14 protein-coding genes and 1 pseudogene are annotated in these 17,148 nt (G+C 63.3%); 9 read left to right on the forward strand and 6 right to left on the reverse strand.

Annotation, left to right across the window (positions count from 1 at the left end):
- Nucleotides 1-127 precede the first annotated feature (127 nt).
- Both NKG59_RS25935 and NKG59_RS25940 read left to right on the forward strand, forming a co-directional pair.
- A pseudogene (locus tag NKG59_RS25935) lies at nt 128-448 on the forward strand (phosphatase PAP2 family protein); the annotation flags it as partial.
- 390 nt (nt 449-838) lie between these two features.
- Nucleotides 839-1,369: a hypothetical protein gene (locus NKG59_RS25940; RefSeq protein WP_173941045.1), complete on the forward strand. Its 531-nt coding sequence runs from the start codon at nt 839-841 to the stop codon at nt 1,367-1,369.
- Between the two features lie 67 nt (nt 1,370-1,436).
- Here the strand turns inward: NKG59_RS25940 and NKG59_RS25945 are convergent, their stop codons facing one another.
- The 5 genes from NKG59_RS25945 to NKG59_RS25965 all read right to left on the reverse strand — a co-directional run bounded on the left by NKG59_RS25945 (nt 1,437) and on the right by NKG59_RS25965 (nt 8,250).
- A complete protein-coding gene (locus NKG59_RS25945; protein ID WP_173941046.1) occupies nt 1,437-1,775 on the reverse strand; it encodes a copper-binding protein in 339 nt (112 codons plus the stop codon).
- Complete coding sequence (locus tag NKG59_RS25950) at nt 1,772-4,939, reverse strand: efflux RND transporter permease subunit (RefSeq protein WP_173941047.1); 3,168 nt, start codon at nt 4,937-4,939, stop codon at nt 1,772-1,774. Before NKG59_RS25950 ends, NKG59_RS25945 begins: the two co-directional genes overlap by 4 nt.
- Nucleotides 4,936-6,468 carry an efflux RND transporter periplasmic adaptor subunit gene (locus NKG59_RS25955; protein ID WP_173941048.1) on the reverse strand — a complete coding sequence of 511 codons (1,533 nt, stop codon included), beginning with the start codon at nt 6,466-6,468 and terminating at the stop codon, nt 4,936-4,938. Before NKG59_RS25955 ends, NKG59_RS25950 begins: the two co-directional genes overlap by 4 nt.
- Nucleotides 6,465-7,766 (reverse strand): TolC family protein, encoded by a 1,302-nt coding sequence (locus tag NKG59_RS25960; RefSeq protein WP_173941049.1) that lies wholly within the window; start codon nt 7,764-7,766, stop codon nt 6,465-6,467. The genes NKG59_RS25955 and NKG59_RS25960 overlap by 4 nt, the downstream gene beginning before the upstream one ends.
- Before the next feature lie 70 nt (nt 7,767-7,836).
- On the reverse strand, nt 7,837-8,250 hold the full coding sequence (locus tag NKG59_RS25965) for a hypothetical protein (protein ID WP_173941050.1): 414 nt from the start codon (nt 8,248-8,250) through the stop codon (nt 7,837-7,839).
- A 248-nt stretch (nt 8,251-8,498) separates the two neighbouring features.
- On the opposite strand from NKG59_RS25965, the gene cueR reads away from it, so the two are divergent.
- The 7 genes from cueR to dsbD all read left to right on the forward strand — a co-directional run bounded on the left by cueR (nt 8,499) and on the right by dsbD (nt 16,236).
- Nucleotides 8,499-8,927, forward strand: a complete 429-nt coding sequence (gene cueR / locus NKG59_RS25970) for a Cu(I)-responsive transcriptional regulator (RefSeq protein WP_173941051.1) — start codon at nt 8,499-8,501, stop codon at nt 8,925-8,927.
- 12 nt (nt 8,928-8,939) lie between these two features.
- Nucleotides 8,940-11,348: a heavy metal translocating P-type ATPase gene (locus NKG59_RS25975; protein ID WP_173941052.1), complete on the forward strand. Its 2,409-nt coding sequence runs from the start codon at nt 8,940-8,942 to the stop codon at nt 11,346-11,348.
- 972 nt (nt 11,349-12,320) lie between these two features.
- Nucleotides 12,321-12,638, forward strand: coding sequence for a hypothetical protein (locus NKG59_RS25980; protein ID WP_253543101.1), 318 nt, complete (start codon nt 12,321-12,323; stop codon nt 12,636-12,638).
- A 60-nt stretch (nt 12,639-12,698) separates the two neighbouring features.
- A complete protein-coding gene (locus NKG59_RS25985; protein ID WP_253543103.1) occupies nt 12,699-12,932 on the forward strand; it encodes a DUF2933 domain-containing protein in 234 nt (77 codons plus the stop codon).
- Between the two features lie 159 nt (nt 12,933-13,091).
- Nucleotides 13,092-13,754 (forward strand): methyltransferase family protein, encoded by a 663-nt coding sequence (locus tag NKG59_RS25990; RefSeq protein ID WP_253543105.1) that lies wholly within the window; start codon nt 13,092-13,094, stop codon nt 13,752-13,754.
- 58 nt (nt 13,755-13,812) lie between these two features.
- On the forward strand, nt 13,813-14,142 hold the full coding sequence (locus NKG59_RS25995; RefSeq protein ID WP_173941056.1) for a P-II family nitrogen regulator: 330 nt from the start codon (nt 13,813-13,815) through the stop codon (nt 14,140-14,142).
- A gap of 147 nt (nt 14,143-14,289) precedes the next feature.
- Nucleotides 14,290-16,236, forward strand: a complete 1,947-nt coding sequence (gene dsbD / locus NKG59_RS26000; protein ID WP_173941057.1) for a protein-disulfide reductase DsbD — start codon at nt 14,290-14,292, stop codon at nt 16,234-16,236.
- Between the two features lie 79 nt (nt 16,237-16,315).
- Here the strand turns inward: dsbD and NKG59_RS26005 are convergent, their stop codons facing one another.
- On the reverse strand, nt 16,316-16,990 hold the full coding sequence (locus NKG59_RS26005) for a c-type cytochrome (RefSeq protein ID WP_173941058.1): 675 nt from the start codon (nt 16,988-16,990) through the stop codon (nt 16,316-16,318).
- Nucleotides 16,991-17,148 lie beyond the last annotated feature (158 nt).

Genomic DNA, 17,148 nt, shown 5'->3' on the forward strand with positions numbered 1-17,148 from the left:
CAACATGCCCACCGTGATCACCTCTGTATCCCCTGCTCAAAGATTGAGCAGGACATTCAATCACGTGGGTCAAATTTCGATGCAAATCACCCCGCCAAGTGGGTCAATTCTGCTCGCGCGTTAACAGCTGGATTTCCCACGGCCACCGGCGGTACTCGGCCACCTCGTGCACGTCATTGGTGAGCCGGAACTGCACTACAGCCTGCCGAGCGGGCATTCGACGTTCGCAGCGCTTGTGGTCGGGGCACTCTGGCCCTTGGTGGGTTTTCAGGGGCGTCTCGCGTTGGTGTTCTACGCCGCGTTGGTCGGGTGGTCGCGTGTTGCCGCCGGGATGCATTTCCCGGCGGATGTGTTGGCGGGCTGGACACTCGGCGCTACTTGCATCGCTGTCGCCGGTTACGTGACTCCAGCGCTCACCACAACGTGGAAGAGCGATCGCGGTGCGTCGCGTGCGCTTTAGCATGGTGGCGTCGCGATCGCCACTCGGCTGAGTAAGCCGTTAGTCTCGCCATCCTGTTGGCCCAGCGTGAGTTGGCTGCGAACACGTCAACGCCGGCTTCCCATACATGCATCCCTCTCTGCGTTCCTCAGGAAACGGAATTCTCCGTTCTCTGATCTTCGGCGTCGAAAGGCTGCCGTGCCAATCAGACCTGACACGGCTTCTCGGCTGAAACGTCGGTGCCGGTATCCCTCCCTCCGCACATTTGCACACTTGAGCCTCCAAGTGTGCTCAGTTGATCGACATCAAGTCGAATAAAGCCAGGACGGACATTATGAAAACAGGCTGGGCGCAAAGATTTCGGCCTGTTCATCATCGTTCGGTGTCAGGAGGCACATCATGAAAAAAATCGTTGTTGCCGTCATCGCTGGCCTTGCTTTGGGCAGCCAGTTGGTGCCGGTCAGCGCCGTCGCGCAGAGTGCGCCAACCAAGAAAAGCGCCCCTGCTGCAGCGCCCAACACTGCTGACTTCGACAAGCAACTGGCACAGGTCCAGGAGCAGATGAAGGTGATGCAGGCGCAAATGGACCAGATTCGCCAAACGCAGGACCCGCAAGAGCGGCAACGTCTTTTGCAGCAGCACTGGGCCACCATGCAGGGCGCAATGACTGCGATGCACGGTATGTGGGGGCCAGGCATGATGGGTTACGGCATGATGGGCCCCGGGATGATGGGACGAGGCGGCTCAGGATGTTGCGGAGGTGGTTGGGGGCACATGGGTGGCTACTACTCCAACCTGACGCCCGAGCAGCTTCGGCAACGCCAGTACATGACCGATCAGTACCTGAATATGCAGCAGATGATGATGAACCACATGATGTGGAGTCAGCAGTACTGGATGGGGCCGCCGGCACCAGCACCGGCAAAATAAGTCATTGCAACCGCGACGCGTGTGGCGGCGCACGGCTAAACGGCCGTGCGCCGACGACGACTTGCTTTTACTTGCTCCGCAAATCGATCACGGTCGGCTGACCGTCGACCATATCAAAGACGGCCCACACCGCCTGGCCCTCCTTGAAGTGCTGCAGTGACGCCTTGTCCTTGACGGCAAACGTCATCGTCATGGCGCCCATGCCGAGGTTGTCGATGGGGCCGTGCTTGAGCGTGATCTTCCCAGTGTCGAGATAGAGCTTGCGGACCTCAGCCGCGACGGGCTTGGACGCCTGCTTGGCTTGACCTGCTGGCTTCATGTCCATGCCCTCCATCGGCGCAGCCGCAAAGGCGGCCGGAGCCGAAACCAGTGCCAGGGCGAATGCAACAGCGGAAACGTATTTCATCGTGAGACCTCGTCATGAGAGGGTGGTTGGGGAATGGATTGCCTGCCGCCGCGCTTGCGTAGCAACAGGTAAACAGCAGGCACGACAAACAGGGATAGCAGGGGCGCGGTGACCATGCCGCCGACCATCGGGGCGGCAATGCGCTGCATGATCTCGGAACCGGTGCCGTGCGCCCACATGATCGGAATCAGACCGGCCAGGATGACGGCCACCGTCATCGCCTTCGGACGGACCCGCAACGCGGCGCCTTCCTGAATGGCTTCCAGCAATGCCTCGGTGGTGTCCCGGCCGACCTCCTGCCGCTCCGTCCACGCCTGCTTGAGATAGAGCAGCATGATCACGCCGAACTCAGCTGCCACGCCTGCCAGCGCAATGAAGCCGACGATTCCGGCCACCGACAGGTTGTAGCCCAGCAGATAGAGCAACCAGAAACCGCCGATCAGCGCCAGCGGCAGTGTGCCCATGATCAGTAGTGCCTCGTCGATGCGGCCGAACACGAGATACAGCAGCACGAAGATGATCAGCAAGGTGAACGGCACGACGACCTTGAGCTTGGCACTGGCGCGCTCCAGGTACTCGAACTGACCGGACCAGCTCAGCGCGTAGCCGGCCGGCATCGGCACCGCCTTGGCCACCGCCGCCTGCATGTCCTGCACCGCCGAGCGCAAGTCGCGCCCCCGGATGTCCACGTACACCCAGCCGGAGAGCCGCGCGTTCTCGCTGCGCAGCATCGGCGGCCCCTGCACTACCTGGATACGGGCGACGTCAGACAGCGTGATCTGCTGGCCGCGGTCAGTGATGATCGGCAGGCTGCGCAGTTGCTCGACCGAGTCGCGATAGTCCCGTGGGTAACGCACGTTGATCGGGAACCGGGCCAAGCCATCGACCACTTCGCCCACGTTGTCTCCGCCGACGGCTGACGACACGATGCTCTGTACGTCTTCGATATTGAGCCCATACCGTCCCGCAGCCATTCGGTCGATATCGACGTCGACGTAGCGCCCGCCGGACAGGCGTTCGGCCAGCGCGGACGTGACCCCCGGTACGGTCTTGACTGTTTCCTCGATCCGCGTGGTCAGTTGGTCGATCTCCTTCAAGTCTGCGCCCGCCACCTTGATGCCGACCGGGCTCTTGATGCCGGTAGCGAGCATGTCGATCCGGTTGCGGATCGGTGGCACCCAGATGTTGGACAGTCCCGGCACCTTCACCACGCGGTCCAGTTCTTCCACCAGCTTGTCGGTCGTCATGCCGGGCCGCCATTGGTCGTGCGGCTTGAACTGGATGGTGGTCTCGAACATCTCGATGGGGGCCGGATCGGTGGCGGTATCGGCGCGGCCGGCCTTGCCGAACACGCTGGCGACCTCCGGCACGGTCTTGATCAGGCGATCGGTCTGCTGCAGGAGCTGGGCGGCCTTGCCCGCTGACAACCCCGGCAGCGCCGACGGCATGTACAACAGGTCGCCCTCGTCCAGCGGCGGCATGAATTCACCGCCCGTGCGCAGGATCGGCCAGGCCGTGGCTGCAAGCAGCACAGCGGCGATGACAACCGTCGTCTTGGGATACGCCAGCACCCTGGCCAACACCGGTTGATAAAGCCGGATCAGCCAGCGGCTGAGCGGATTCGATTGCTCGGTCGGGATGCGCCCGCGGATCAGGTAGCCCATCAGCACCGGCACCAGCGTCACGGACAGCCCGGCCGCCGCCGCCATCGAATAAGTCTTGGTGAAGGCCAGCGGCGAGAACAGCCGTCCTTCCTGTGCCTCCAGCGTGAACACCGGAATGAACGACAGCGTGATGATCAGCAGCGAAAAGAACAGCGCCGGACCCACTTCCGCCGCCGATTCGCCGATCACGCTCCAGCGCTCGTGCCCCGTCAGGCTGCGGCCGGGATTGTCCGCATGCCAATGCTCCAGGTGCTTGTGCGCGTTTTCGATCATGACCACGGCCGCATCGACCATGGCGCCGACCGCGATGGCGATGCCACCCAGCGACATGATGTTGGCATTGACGCCCTGATAGCGCATCACCAGGAAGGCGGCGAGCACGCCCAGCGGCAGCGAAACGATCGCGACCAGTGCCGAGCGCAAGTGGAACAGGAACACCAGGCACACCAGCGCGACGACGATGAATTCCTCGATCAGCTTGTGCGTCAGGTTCTCCACCGCGCGGTTGATCAGCGCGGAACGGTCGTAGGTCGGCACGATCTCGACACCGGCTGGCAGGCTCTTCTGCAGCGTGGCGAGCTTGGCCTTGACGGCTTCGATGGTTTCCAGCGCGTTCTTGCCGGAGCGCATCACGATGACACCACCGGCGACTTCACCCTGGCCGTCGAGATCGGCAATGCCGCGTCGCATCTCTGGGCCGAGTTGGAGCGTGGCGACGTCGCCCAGCCGCACAGGAATGCCGGCATCGCTGGTCACCAGCGGAATCTGCCGGAAGTCGTCGAGCGTCTTCAGGTAGCCACTGGCACGGACCATGTATTCGGCCTCGCCCAGTTCGAGCACCGAACCGCCGGTCTCCTGGTTTGCCGCTTTGAGCGCCGCCAGTACCTTGGCCTGGGACAAGTTATAGGCACGCAAGCGGTCCGGCATGAGGACGACCTGGAACTGCTTGACCATCCCGCCAAGCGAAGCCACCTCGGCCACATTGGGCAGCGACTTGAGCTCGAAGCGCAGGAACCAGTCCTGCAGCGCGCGCAGTTGGCTGAGGTCGTGCTGGCCGGTCTTGTCCACTAGCGCGTACTCGTAGATCCAACCCACGCCGGTTGCGTCGGGGCCCAGTGCGGGCTTGGCGGCGGCAGGCAGGCGGGACTGCACCTGGTTCAGGTATTCCAGCACGCGCGAGCGTGCCCAATACAGGTCGGTGCCATCCTCGAACAGCACGTAGACGAAGGAGTCCCCGAAGAACGAGTAGCCGCGCACGGTCTTGGCACCCGGCACCGACAGCATGGTGGTGGTCAGCGGATAGGTGACCTGGTTCTCCACGATCTGCGGCGCCTGGCCGGGAAACGGTGTGCGGATGATGACCTGTACGTCCGACAGGTCGGGCAGCGCATCGAGCGGCGTGCTGCGCACGGCCCACAATCCCCAGGCGGTCAACATCAGCGTCGCCAGCAGGATCAGGAAGCGGTTGCGGATGGACGCCAGAATCAGCCGCGCGATCATGGCTTGCCTCCTGCGAGAGCCGCTGGCTCGACCGAAGAGAGAACCGCCATGCCCTCCTTGTCCAGGTGGAAGCGAAACCGCACCCGGTCGCCCGGCTTCAGGCCCTTCGGCAGCCCCGCCGCCGGCGCCGCGAAGTCCATCGTCATGGCCCCCCACTGGATTGACGGAATCGGCCCGTGCGAGATCGTCAGGCCTTCACCGGTGACGGCCTCAATGCGGCCAACGCCTTCGTGTTCGGTGGTGGCCGCTGCGGGCGCTGAGGCTGCAGCCGGTGCCGCCATGCGCTCGGTGGTGCCGCGCAGGCTGGCTTCCGAATCGATCAGGAACTGGCCGGAGGTGACGACCTTCTGGCCAGCCTTGAGGCCCGCTAGGACTTCGACCATGCCGCCGGCCTCGCGCCCCGTCTTGATCTCGGTGGCCACAAAGCCCGCCTGGCCGCCATCAACCATGACAACGCTGCGCTGACCGGTACGGATGACGGCCTCCAACGGGATGGTCAGCACGTCCTGCTGCTCGCTGCTGTCGAAGCGGACCGTGGCAAACATGCCCGGCAACAGGTGCCGGCCCTTGTTCGGCAGGACAATGCGCACCTTGATGGTCCGTGTCGCCGGGTTGACGTCAGGCAATACGGTGTCGACCTTGCCGACCAGCGGCTCGGCTGCCCCGGTCGGCAGTACCTTGACCGCCAGGCCGGGCGAGATGGTGCGAGCCTGGCCTTCCGGCACCTCGGCAACCACCCAAACCTGGCTCAAGTCGGCCAGGCGGAACAGCGTCATGCCGGGGGAGACGGTCATCCCGTCGCGCACCGCGACCTCGGTCACGATGCCATCGATGGGGCTTGCGATGCCCACGCTGGGCTGCAGCCGGCCGGATGCCTCGACCGCGCTGACCTGACCCGGCGTCATGCCGGCTTGCAGCATGCGCGCCTTGGCCGCACCGGCGAGATCGGCCTGACCGTGTGCCGACTGGCGCAACACGGCGAGATACTCTTCCTGGGCCGCCACCCAGTCCGGCGAATACAGCGTCACCAGGGCCTGCCCCCGCCGCACGGGGTCAAGCGTCGCCCTGACCGCGACATGCTGGACGAAGGCATTCGTGCGCGCCTGGATCACTTGCACGCTGCGCTCGTCGATGGCGATATTGCCGGGCGCCTCCAGTACCGCGCTCAACCGGCCAGCTTTGACTTCGGCCGTGCGAATGCCCAGGTTTTGCGCGACGCGACTGTCGACCGTGATACCGCTGGCACCGCTATCCCCCTCGGCGTAGACGGGCACCAGCTGCATGTCCATGAAGGGGGATTTGCCCGGCTTGTCGAAACGTTGCCCGGGCACCATGGGATCGTGCCAGTACAGCACCTTCTTGCCAGTCTTGGGATCAACGTCACCGGCATTGAGGCCGGATGCCGGGCTGGCGGCCACCTGCGATTGCGCCGAACGTGCTCCCTGCGTGACGCCGACCCGGTAGGCGCCGTAGATGGTGGCCCCGACAAGAGTGAGCGCCACGGCCGTTGCAATGACGTGTTTTTTCATTTGCGTTCCTTGATGGCGGACTCGGTCTGCGCGGTGGGCAGCGGAACCAGGAAGGTCAGGTCCGCCCACAGCTTGGCCGTCTTGGCTTCCAGTGCGAGCCGCTCTAATTCCGTATCGATGGTGCGATGATTGGCTTCAGCCACGGCCAGCAGCGATCCGGTATTGGCGCGGTAGGCGGTCAGGGCCGCTTCCGCTTGTGCGTTGGCGAGCGACAAGGTTTGTTGGTCGTAGCGCTTGAGCCGTTCGGTATTGCGCCGCAACTCGGTCAGCTTGGCGCCGACCATGGCCTGGGTATCGCGCCGGAGGATTTCGGATTTGGCGCGCGCCGCCTGGGCCTGCGCCAGCTTGGCTGCGACTTCGCGGTCCTGCCGGTTGCCTTGGTCCCAAGGCAGCGGAAAACTGACGTTCACGGAGCCCATGTTCGAGAACGCGGAGCCGCGCTGGCTATACATCAGCTCGACCGTGACATCCGGCTTCTTTGTTTCGGCGGCGGCCCGGATCTCGCTCTCGGCCAGACCCACTTCGCGCTGCACGGCGGTGATCTCGGGCACCGCGTCCAATTCACCACGCGCCAGTTGTTCGACTGGCGGGGGAACATCGAGGCGCGGGCGCCCGGACAGCGGGCGGCTCGCAGCCGGGCCAACCCAGCGCTCCAGCGCGACAGTGCTGGTCGCCACGGCAGCGCGGTTTTCGTCCAGGCGATCGTCCAGCTTCTGGATTTCCAGCTCCATCGCCAGCACGTCGGCGCGCGTGCCCCGTCCACTGCGATACGCGGCGGTCGCCGCCTGCAACGCAAGTTCCAGTGGGTGTCCATGGTGGCCCAGCACGGTGCCGGTCTGCTCGGCATACCAGCGGTCCAGCCATGCGCCGACAGCGTTGCGCTGCACGTTGGCCATGCTGACCGCGCGCTGCGCTTCGGCAGCGTCGGCTTCCGCTTCGAAGCGTGCCGCCTTGGCGCGGCGCTTGTCCGCACGCGTGAATTCCTGCATCACGCTGATGGAGCGCATGGTCATGAAATCGCGGCTGACCGAAAACTGATCAGGACCGTTGACCGGCACGTTATTGATTCCGAGCTTGAGCACGGGGTCCGGCAACTGGCCAGCGGCGACCGCCATTTGGGTCGCGGCTTCGATGGTCCCGCGCGAGGATTCGGCGTCGCCGGCATGCGCGGTGGCGAGCGCGACGGTTTCCTCAACGGACAGCGGAACGGTGGGCTGCGAGGTCGCGGCATGCGACATCGCGATGCCGAAGGCAGGCACGCACAGCAGCGCCAGCGTCAGACGACGAGGGAAAAGCATAAAGCCTCCAGGAACGACGACAGCTACCCCAGTCTAGAGAGGGCAGCACCGGATGACGTCGATCTGGAGGCTACGTTTGGAAACTGCAGTGGAGAATGGCCAGCGGTGGTGGTGGCGCGCGTGCTGTCACCTCGGCGCGCAGCGCGGCGCGAACATCGGCCATAACGACGCGTGTCGGCTCAATGACGCCCGTCAGCACCGGCAAAAACACTGGCAGTTGCGGTGCGACATGGTCAGCGCTCTTGGAGTCAGCCTGGCAGTGGGCCAAGCATAGCGCGCCGTTGTCCTTGTCCTGGCTGCTGCCCTGATCGGTCCCATTGGCCATGTCGGCGCACGATTCGGTCAGGGTGGCCTTCATGTTGTCGCTGCCCACTTGGTATCGGCTGCCGGCACAGGCGTACGCCGCCGCTGCCAGTTGGACTGACAGGAAGACCAGCAGGAGAAAGCCAGCGAAGAAAGAATGCCGGCGCAGCATGTGACGCAAGGGTTCTTTGCAGAGACGGAATTTCCGGAAGGATACCGTTTTTTGCTCGCAATGCAACTTCGCTGGAAACCGGATGGGATACCCGCGCCACTATCGGAAAAAAGAACGAGCGCACTGGCCTTGACCTTCCCACATGGGCAGGGTCTACCGTGAATGTATGGAGATTTTGGTACGCGGAGTTCCCGTGGCGTATGTCGCGGATACCTCTTGCCGAAGCTTCGATGCAGACAGGAATTGAGGAGTGCGCCATGAATATCGGACAGGTCGCAAGCGTCTCCGGCGTCTCGGCCAAGATGATCCGCTACTACGAAAGCATTGGCCTGGTGGCGTCGGCTGCCCGGAGCGCGGGCAACTACCGAACGTATGGTGACAATGACATCCACACCCTGCGCTTCATTGGGCGTGCGCGGGCATTGGGCTTCTCCATGGAGCAGATTCGGGAATTGCTCGGGCTGTGGGAAAACAAGCGGCGCGCGAGCGCATCGGTGAAGGCGATCGCGTTGCAGCGCATTCAAGAGCTGGACGCTCGGATCGACGCGCTTACCGGCGTGCGCGACACCCTGCTGTATCTCGCGCAGCATTGTGATGGCGACGATCGCCCCGCCTGCCCGATTCTGGACGCGATCAGCACCGGCGCCTTACAGAAGCAACCTGCGGCACACGCCACACGGCATTGAGGCACCGCGAGAATGAACGACCAACGACCACATCCGCATACGCTACCCCCTGCGCCCGGGCATGCCGGCGAAGATCTGTTCGCGCAAGGCGGGGGCCACCAACACACCACGGCGAAGCAGCTGACGCTTGTGACCGCCACTGAGGAACGGGACCCGGTGTGCGGCATGGCAGTGAAGCGTGATACGCCATACCGGTCAAACTACGCGGGGACTCGGTACGTCTTCTGCAGCGCGGCGTGCCAGAGGAAGTTTGAGGCGGAGCCAGCCAGGTACGTGCATTCACACGACGCCTCCGTCAGTGACGAAGCCAGTGCAGCCCCTGGCACCGTCTATACCTGCCCGATGCACCCCGAGATTCGCCAAGACCATCCCGGAAGTTGCCCAAAATGCGGTATGGCGCTTGAGCCGGTAATGCCGAGTCTCGACGCTGACGAGCATCCGGAACTCGTAGCGTTCCGCCGGCGCTTCTGGTGGACCTTGCCGCTGACGATCGCCACCGTATTGCTTGCGATGCTGGGAGAACATGCCTGGGCAATAGAGCCGCCGGCGCAAAACTGGGTGGAGCTCGCACTATCTGCGCCGGTGGTCCTGTGGGCCGGCTTCCCCATCTACGTCCGGTGCCTGCAATCGTTGCGTAGCCGCAGCCCAAATATGTGGACGCTGATCGGTCTGGGCACCGGCGCTGCGTTCGTGTACAGCGTTGCGGCCACCGTGGCGCCTGACCTGTTCCCCCGCAGCTTTGTTGTTCATGGCCGCATTGCGGTCTACTTCGAAGCCGCCGCCGCCATCATTTCGCTGACGCTGCTCGGTCAGATTTTTGAGTTGCGGGCGCGCTCGCAGACTTCGGCGGCCATCAAGTCGCTGCTTGGTCTGGCACCCAAGACGGCGCGCCGCATCAATCCGGATGGCAGCGAGGAGGACATTCCGCTTACGCACGTGCATGTCGGCGATTTGCTGCGCGTCCGCCCTGGCGAAAAGGTGCCGACCGATGGCGTCGTGGTTGACGGGGCAAGTGCCATCGACGAATCGATGATCACCGGTGAGCCGCTGCCCGTTTCCAAGGGGGCGGGCGACCACGTGATTGGCTCCACCCTCAATGCGTCGGGCAGCCTGATCATGCGCTCGGAAAAGGTCGGTGCGCAGACGGTGCTGTCCCAGATCGTGCAGATGGTGGCCCAAGCCCAGCGCTCGAAGGCGCCCATGCAGCGGATGGCGGACCAGGTGGCCGGGGTATTCGTACTGGTGGTGGTAGCCATCGCCGTGCTTGCCTTCTTCGGCTGGGGATTCTTCGGTCCTGAACCGAGTTGGGTCTTTGGGCTGGTCAATGCGGTGGCCGTGTTGATCATCGCCTGTCCGTGCGCGCTGGGGCTGGCTACCCCGATGTCGATCATGGTGGCGAGCGGCAAGGCCGCGACTCAGGGGATTCTGTTCCGCGACGCGGCGGCCATCGAGCATTTCCGCAAGGTCGACACCCTGATCGTCGACAAGACCGGCACGCTGACCGAAGGTCGTCCGGTCTTCGATCGAGCATTGGCCTTCGATTCGCTCGATGAGACCACGGTGCTGCGACTGGCGGCAAGTCTCGATCAGGGCAGCGAGCACCCGCTGGCGGCCACCATCGTCGCAGCGGCGCGTGAGCGGGGCCTAACGTTGGCAAAGGTCGAACATTTCGCGTCGGATGCGGGTATGGGCGTGCGTGGCTCGGTTGACGGTCACCAACTGATACTCGGCAATGCCTCCCTCATGCGGCAGGAGCAAGTCACCATTGAATCTCAAGCGTTGCGGGCAAATGCGCTAGGGCAATACGGCGCCAGTGTCATGTACCTGGCCGTTGACCGGAAATTGGCGGGGCTGTTGACGGTCTCGGACCCGGTCAAGGCCAGCACCCCCGAAGCGCTGTCGGCGCTCAAAGCAGCAGGGATTCGCGTGGTGATGGCAAGCGGCGACAGCATCGCGACAGCGCGAGCCGTGGCCGGCCCCCTTGGCATTGACGAGTTTTACGGTGAGGTCAAACCGGCCGACAAGCTGGCGCTGGTCGCAAAACTCCAGAGCGAAGGCCACGTGGTCGCAATGGCTGGCGACGGCATTAACGATGCACCGGCACTAGCCAAAGCCGATGTCGGTATTGCCATGGGGACCGGAACCGATGTGGCAATGCATAGCGCCCAGGTCACTCTGGTCAAGGGCGACCTGCGCGGGTTGGCACGCGCGCGGGAACTGTCGCAAGCCACGATTGCCAATATGAAACAGAACCTGGGATTCGCGTTCGTCTACAACGCGCTGGGAATCCCACTGGCCGCTGGAGTGCTGTATCCGTTCACGGGGTGGCTGCTGTCACCGATGATCGCGGCCTTGGCCATGAGCCTGAGTTCGGTGTCAGTGATTTCCAATGCGCTTCGGTTGAGAACGCAGGTGTTTTAGGCGCTGCCTCTTGGATGACCATCATGCCCGCGCGCAATCACCCCTCACCGTTTTTGCCCGCCTTGCGGTCACGGTTTGGCAGAACTAGAGTGAACACACTTGTTGGCAGTGATTCATGAAGCATCGTCAAAGTCCTCTCGCTCGGCTGCTTTCGCTCCTGTTGCTCGCGATGGTGCTTTTCTCGCGCCTTGCGATTGCGGGATACGTTTGCCCGCCCGAGGCAGGGAGCATGGCGAACTCCTCGGCGATGGCGGTTTCCGTCGTGAACTGCCAGGACATGGATGAGGCGCAGCCCGCGCTCTGCGCGGACCATCGGCACGATGGGCGCCATTGGGCGGATGCCAACGGCCATGCGCCTGATCTTGGCATGCTGCCCGCCGCAATTGGGCTCGTGCACGTTCTTCCTCCGACGCCTTACGCCGGACCGGCTTACCCGAAGGCCTCTCGGCCCGTTGCAGTGCCTGGGCCCATCTACCTCGCAACAGCACGCTTGCGAATCTGATCCTCCCCATATGCGGCGGTCCTTCGCCGCGAGCCTTGATTTCGATCGCCTCCAGGCAGGAAGTCTGCGGACTCCGCCTAGCCTGAGCCTGAAAGAAACCTGATGTGGGGAAGACCACCATGCACTCCGTTCTCAGAATTGCAGTTCTCGTTTCGTTTGGTGTTGCCGCTAGCACCGCCTTCGCAGGTCCCAACTGGGATGCCATCAACAGTGCGCGCGCGGCTGCGAAGCACTCTGCCTCCGCTTCCAGCACCACATCGAGCAAAGAGGCAATGCAGAAGCAGTGCGCTGAAATGATGAAGTCGTCGGCGGACAGCGCCAGCCCGAAGGGCCTACCCGAGGCGAAATGAGCGCGTGCGCTTCGGCCTGGTGGTCGAGGCGCGTATATCGACGCAATCGCTTACCGGGAGTAGCCGCTTGATCTTGCGGCCCCCGGAACCGGTGGCGAACAGCATGGAACCTAATCGAAGATGGAGATCGTCATGAGAACGAGATCAGTCATGGCCATAGCGCTTGCGCTTGCCCTGCTTGGGGCCGGTGGATGGAGTGCCGCAGCCGGCCCCAGTCGCGCTACCGAAGGCGCCAAAGCAAGTTCGCAGGACCCCATGCATCCCATGATGATGGACCACACGATGGGCGGCGGCATGATGGGTGGTTGTCCGATGATGGGGCAATTGCCGCCCGGAAACGAGAAGCTCTCGATGCAGATGCATGGAGAAATGATGCAGGCGATGGGAGAGATCCTGCGCAAGTACGCGGACAAGATCCAGACGCCCTCATCGAAATGACGGTGGCCGGCCGTATCGCGAACGGCCGAGTACCACAGGAGTACCGCTATGAAATGCAATATGAGAACCATGGTCGCCGTGGGCGCTGCCCTGGTGGCGATCTTGGCGATCGCCTATGCCGTTTTCCCGTCAGTTCGTGCCTTCGTGCTGGGCATTGGTCCCTACCTGTTGATCCTCGTCTGCCCACTATCGATGTGGCTGATGATGAAAGGCATGCAAGGTCAAGATGATCAGCGGCGTTCGACGAGAGAGGGCACGCCTGAGCAGAAGCAGCCGTTTCGGATCGAAAAGTGAATCGTCAGTGAGGCCGCGCGCGTATCGCAAAGGCGAGTTCCAGCACGAGCAGGACAAGGGCTGTAGGTCAGCACGGTGCGCGAATCATCAACGCGAGTGTGAGGCGGTGTCCGGAGATGCAGGGGCGAATCCAATCCTGTCGTCTGCGGGAGGTGTGCCATGAACATCATGAGTAGTTTCAGTGCGCACTACGGCCATTGGAATCTTGTCGCGGTCTTGGTTGGGGTGGTGTCGTGGATCTTGTATCGGTACGTGGCGCCGCGAGGTTGGCGCGAATGGACTGGGGCGGGTCTCGTGCAAGCCTTTGTGATCGCGCTGTATGCGGAAATGTACGGCTTCCCCCTCACGATCTATCTCCTGACGGGCTTCCTTGGAGTCGATATACCGCTGACTGCTTACAGCGGGCATCTGTGGGCAACGCTGCTCGGTTATGGCATGGCCGGTGCAATGGTCGAGATGGTGATCGCTACTGTCTTCATCCTCCCGGGGCTCGTTTTGTTGATTTGGGGATGGAGCACTGTCTATCGGGCAAGCCGCACCGGGTGCATCGCCCAGGAGGGGCCTTATCGATTCGTCCGTCACCCGCAGTACCTCGGCATCATGCTGGCAGTCTTCGGTCAGGTGGTGCACTGGCCCACGCTGATCACTGTGGTGCTGTTGCCAGTCATTGTGTTTGCCTATGTCAGGCTGGCGCGCAAGGAAGAACAAGACATGGTCGGCCGTTTTGGCGCCGCTTACGAGGCGTACCGGCGCAGTGTGCCCATGTTCTTGCCGAGCCGCAGTCAATGGAAGCAGCTATTCGGCACGCGCGTGGGCTCGTGATTTCTCGCCTCACTGCCCCGGCTGTCGCGGTCGTACCTTGGTGATCGAGGAGAGCGTTATGAGTACCAAATGGATCATCGCCATTATTCCCACTGAACTGCTTGAGTCACTAGAGCGGCAGCTTGCGACCGTCCACGCCCCCGGCCTGACGATCACAAAGGTCAAGGGGTACGGCGAGTACAAGAATTTCTTTTCCAGCGACCTGACCACCGTGCATACCAAGGTTGAAATCTTCGCGGATGAGGCCGAGGTCGAGGCCATCACCAACGCGATCGTTGAGGTCGGGAAATCGACGGTGCCGGGCGCTGGGATCGTGGCGGTTGTTCCCGTCGAGAAGTTCTTGCATCTTCACGTTCTCCCTGGAGAGTCGGCTGGCGCGGCGGAATGATCCCATCGGGGGTCAATGGTGGAGCGCCGCTTGGCACGGAATTACGATGCCCGTGTGGCCAGGAGAGGCGCGAGGGCATCGGCCCCCAGATGCTATCTCGCGATCCGCAGCATCGTGTGGCTGGTAATTCAGGTCCAGGAGTAGTGTATGGGACCAGGTATGGCAGCGACGCGCACTGGCGGTGCCGGGCGAATACGATGCGTCGCCCCGGCACCGCTCGTTTTGCTGCTGCTCGCTGTCCTGTGGTTCTGCGTCGCAGGCGCCGGTGGCGTTGCCCATGCCGCGGGCGAGGAAGATGTCTTGCCACCGGAGCGGGCCTTCCGCTTTGCGGCGCGGCAACTCGACAACCGCTCCATCGAGGTGCACTTCGACATCGCCGACGGCTATCACCTCTACCGTGAGCGATTCGCGTTTGCCGCGCAACCGGCAGGGGTCAAGCTCGGTGCCCCCGAGTTTCCGCCAGGGCAGGTCAAGTTTGACGAAGCGCTCGGCAAGCCGATGGAGACCTATCATGGCGGCGTCACCATTCGCGTGCCGGTGGTGGTCGCGCCGGTCGACGGCAAATGGTTGCTGACGGTGACGTCGCAAGGCTGTGCCGACAAGGGAATCTGCTATCCCCCGATGCACAGTGTGTACAAGGTCGGCGGTGGCTTGCTCGGTGGCCTATTCGATAAGCATCGAAGCAGAACGCCAATGACGTCGCCCGTGCCGCCGGCGACGCCGACTTTGCCCAGCATGGGAGAGGGGCAAACTGGGCTTGCTGTTCCATCAGCCGCGCCAACGAATGATGGCGGCGGCGACATTGCCCGCGTGCTGGCCAGCCGCCAGTTGGGGAGGATTGCCACGATCTTCCTCGGTTTCGGCCTGCTGCTGACGCTTACGCCAGGCGTGCTGGCGATGGTGCCGATCCTGTCGTCAATTGTCGTCGGCGAGCACGTAACGCGCGGTCGCGCCTTGCTGGTCTCGTTTGCCTACGTGCTCGGAACGGCGGTGGCTCATGCCGGTGTCGGCGTGGCTGCGGGGTTGCTCGGCGAGCGATTCTCGGCGGGGCCGCCAACGCCGTGGGCGTTGGAAGCTTTTGCTGCGCTGGCGGTGGCCTTGGCGCTGTCAATGTTCGGGCTCTATGAGCTGGGGCGGCAGCCCCCAATGGCGGCGTCATCGAACCGGTGGTCGGGCGGCCGGATTTCGGTTGCCGTAGCGTTGGGGATGATTTCCGCATTGGCCGTCGTCCGCAGCTTGCCAGTCCCGCTGGCGGGTGCGCTGGCCTACGTCGAGCAAACCGGTGATGCCGTTGGCGCTGGCGGCGCACTATTCGCGATGGCGATCGGCATGGGAGTTCCGCTGGTGCTGGTCGGCGTCACTGCCGGCTATCTTGTGCCACGCGCTGGGCACTGGCTGAAGGTGACGAAGCGCTTCCTGGGTTTCCTGCTGCTCGGCGAGGCGCTCTGGGCTGTCAGCCCGCTTTTGCCACCCTGGGCATTGATGGCGGCGTGGGCCATACTGCTGCTGATTGCCGCTGCCTTCCTGGGCGCCTTCGATTCGCTTGGTCCAGAGCCTCGCAGCTTGACCCGGTTGGGCAAAGGCATGGGCATGGTGGCCGCGCTGGCAGGGGCGATCCTGCTGGTCGGTCTGGCGTCCGGCGGACGGGATCTGCTCCAGCCGCTGTCGCATCTGCGTGCTGGCGCGGTGGCACCCGCTTCCACTGCTGGCCCGGCGCTGGTGCGCTTCGAGCGCATCCGTTCTGTGGCCGAGCTCGACGCACGCCTGGTGCAGGCCGCCGCGGCCGGCAAGCCGGTGCTACTGGATTTTTATGCCGACTGGTGTGTCAGTTGCAAGGAGATGGAACGCTTGACCTTCAGCGATCCGAGAGTCCAGGCGCGGCTGGCAGATGTTGTGCTGCTGCAGGCCGACGTGACACGCAATACTGCCGACGATCGCATCTTGCTCAAACGCTTCGGCTTATTCGGTCCACCCGGCATCATCTTGTACGGTGCCGACGGGCGTGAAAGCCCGGTGCGGGTGATCGGCTTCCAGTCTGCAAGCCTTTTTCTCGACAGTCTCGCGAAAGCCTTCGGCGACGACGGGAAGCATTGAGATCTGCCTGGCCCCGCCCGCAGCTTATGCAGCAGTATCGCCACCGGGTTCCAGATGCTGTTCGCAGGGTGGCCAGTCTTTATGGACACCGCCTCTGAATGAAGGCAGAGATTTCCTCGGGGCGCGCAAAAACCACGGCGGCGCGGTCGCCCTGCATGCCTGTGCCGATCAGCACAGGTTGACCGGCAGCCGGGCCGGCAGCACTGCCATCGGTTTTGAAACGCAGGTTGAACTCCCAAAAGACGTGGGTCTTCCGGTCGGCGGTGGTGAGGCGATAGGTATCACCACAGTAACGGATTGAGGTAACCCGCGACGCCGCATCAAGTTCCTTCAAGTTTGGTAGGCCACGATCGGGAACCTTCACGCGCCCCTTGGAAACTGCCTCAAGGTAGGCGACCAGATCGGCCCGCGTGCGTGCATCGGCGATACCGGGAAAGGTCATCGCGTTGCCGGGTACCAGCGCCGCCGGATTCTTGAGCCACGCATCGAGGTTCCGTTTGTCCCAGACTAGGCCTGATTGTTTGAGGGCATCGGAGTAGCGTGCAAAGCCGTCGGCTGTGCCTGCTTTACGTCCCAAAACGCCCGCCAAGCTTGGGCCCGTCAAATGGCGACTCGGTGCAAATGAATGGCACGCCATGCAAGTGCGGGCGGCTTGTGCACCCCGCGCGGGGTCACCCTCTGCACGAGCCAGCGCGCCAAAGGCAAGTGAAGCCAAAGCGATCCCGATCGCATGAAGAGCAGGTCGTTGAATCATTGGGCCGCAGGCGCGAGCGCCACAGCACCCGCTCCAAAGTGTCTTGCACCAGATCGTCCGCACGCGTATTGCACTGCAAATGCGGCAACCCGACGAACAAGTCGGGGCTGGAAACCCGTATCCGACTGCCCTGTCGAAGCGAAGCGGTTCGCTCCGCG

The organism is Ralstonia chuxiongensis, assembly GCF_024158925.1.
GTDB classification, from domain to species: Bacteria; Pseudomonadota; Gammaproteobacteria; order Burkholderiales; family Burkholderiaceae; genus Ralstonia; species Ralstonia chuxiongensis.

Excerpts from the sequence above, each read along its gene's own strand:
- NKG59_RS25955 (WP_173941048.1), bottom strand. The coding sequence starts at position 6,468 with ATGAAAAAACACGTCATTGCAACGGCCGTGGCGCTCACTCTTGTCGGG.
- cueR (WP_173941051.1), top strand. The coding sequence starts at position 8,499 with ATGAATATCGGACAGGTCGCAAGCGTCTCCGGCGTCTCGGCCAAGATG.
- NKG59_RS26005 (WP_173941058.1), bottom strand. The coding sequence starts at position 16,990 with ATGATTCAACGACCTGCTCTTCATGCGATCGGGATCGCTTTGGCTTCA.
- NKG59_RS25990 (WP_253543105.1), top strand. The coding sequence starts at position 13,092 with ATGAACATCATGAGTAGTTTCAGTGCGCACTACGGCCATTGGAATCTT.
- NKG59_RS25950 (WP_173941047.1), bottom strand. The coding sequence starts at position 4,939 with ATGATCGCGCGGCTGATTCTGGCGTCCATCCGCAACCGCTTCCTGATC.
- dsbD (WP_173941057.1), top strand. The coding sequence starts at position 14,290 with ATGGGACCAGGTATGGCAGCGACGCGCACTGGCGGTGCCGGGCGAATA.
- NKG59_RS25975 (WP_173941052.1), top strand. The coding sequence starts at position 8,940 with ATGAACGACCAACGACCACATCCGCATACGCTACCCCCTGCGCCCGGG.
- NKG59_RS25945 (WP_173941046.1), bottom strand. The coding sequence starts at position 1,775 with ATGAAATACGTTTCCGCTGTTGCATTCGCCCTGGCACTGGTTTCGGCT.
- NKG59_RS25960 (WP_173941049.1), bottom strand. The coding sequence starts at position 7,766 with ATGCTTTTCCCTCGTCGTCTGACGCTGGCGCTGCTGTGCGTGCCTGCC.
- NKG59_RS25985 (WP_253543103.1), top strand. The coding sequence starts at position 12,699 with ATGAGAACCATGGTCGCCGTGGGCGCTGCCCTGGTGGCGATCTTGGCG.
- NKG59_RS25940 (WP_173941045.1), top strand. The coding sequence starts at position 839 with ATGAAAAAAATCGTTGTTGCCGTCATCGCTGGCCTTGCTTTGGGCAGC.
- NKG59_RS25980 (WP_253543101.1), top strand. The coding sequence starts at position 12,321 with ATGGAGATCGTCATGAGAACGAGATCAGTCATGGCCATAGCGCTTGCG.
- NKG59_RS25995 (WP_173941056.1), top strand. The coding sequence starts at position 13,813 with ATGAGTACCAAATGGATCATCGCCATTATTCCCACTGAACTGCTTGAG.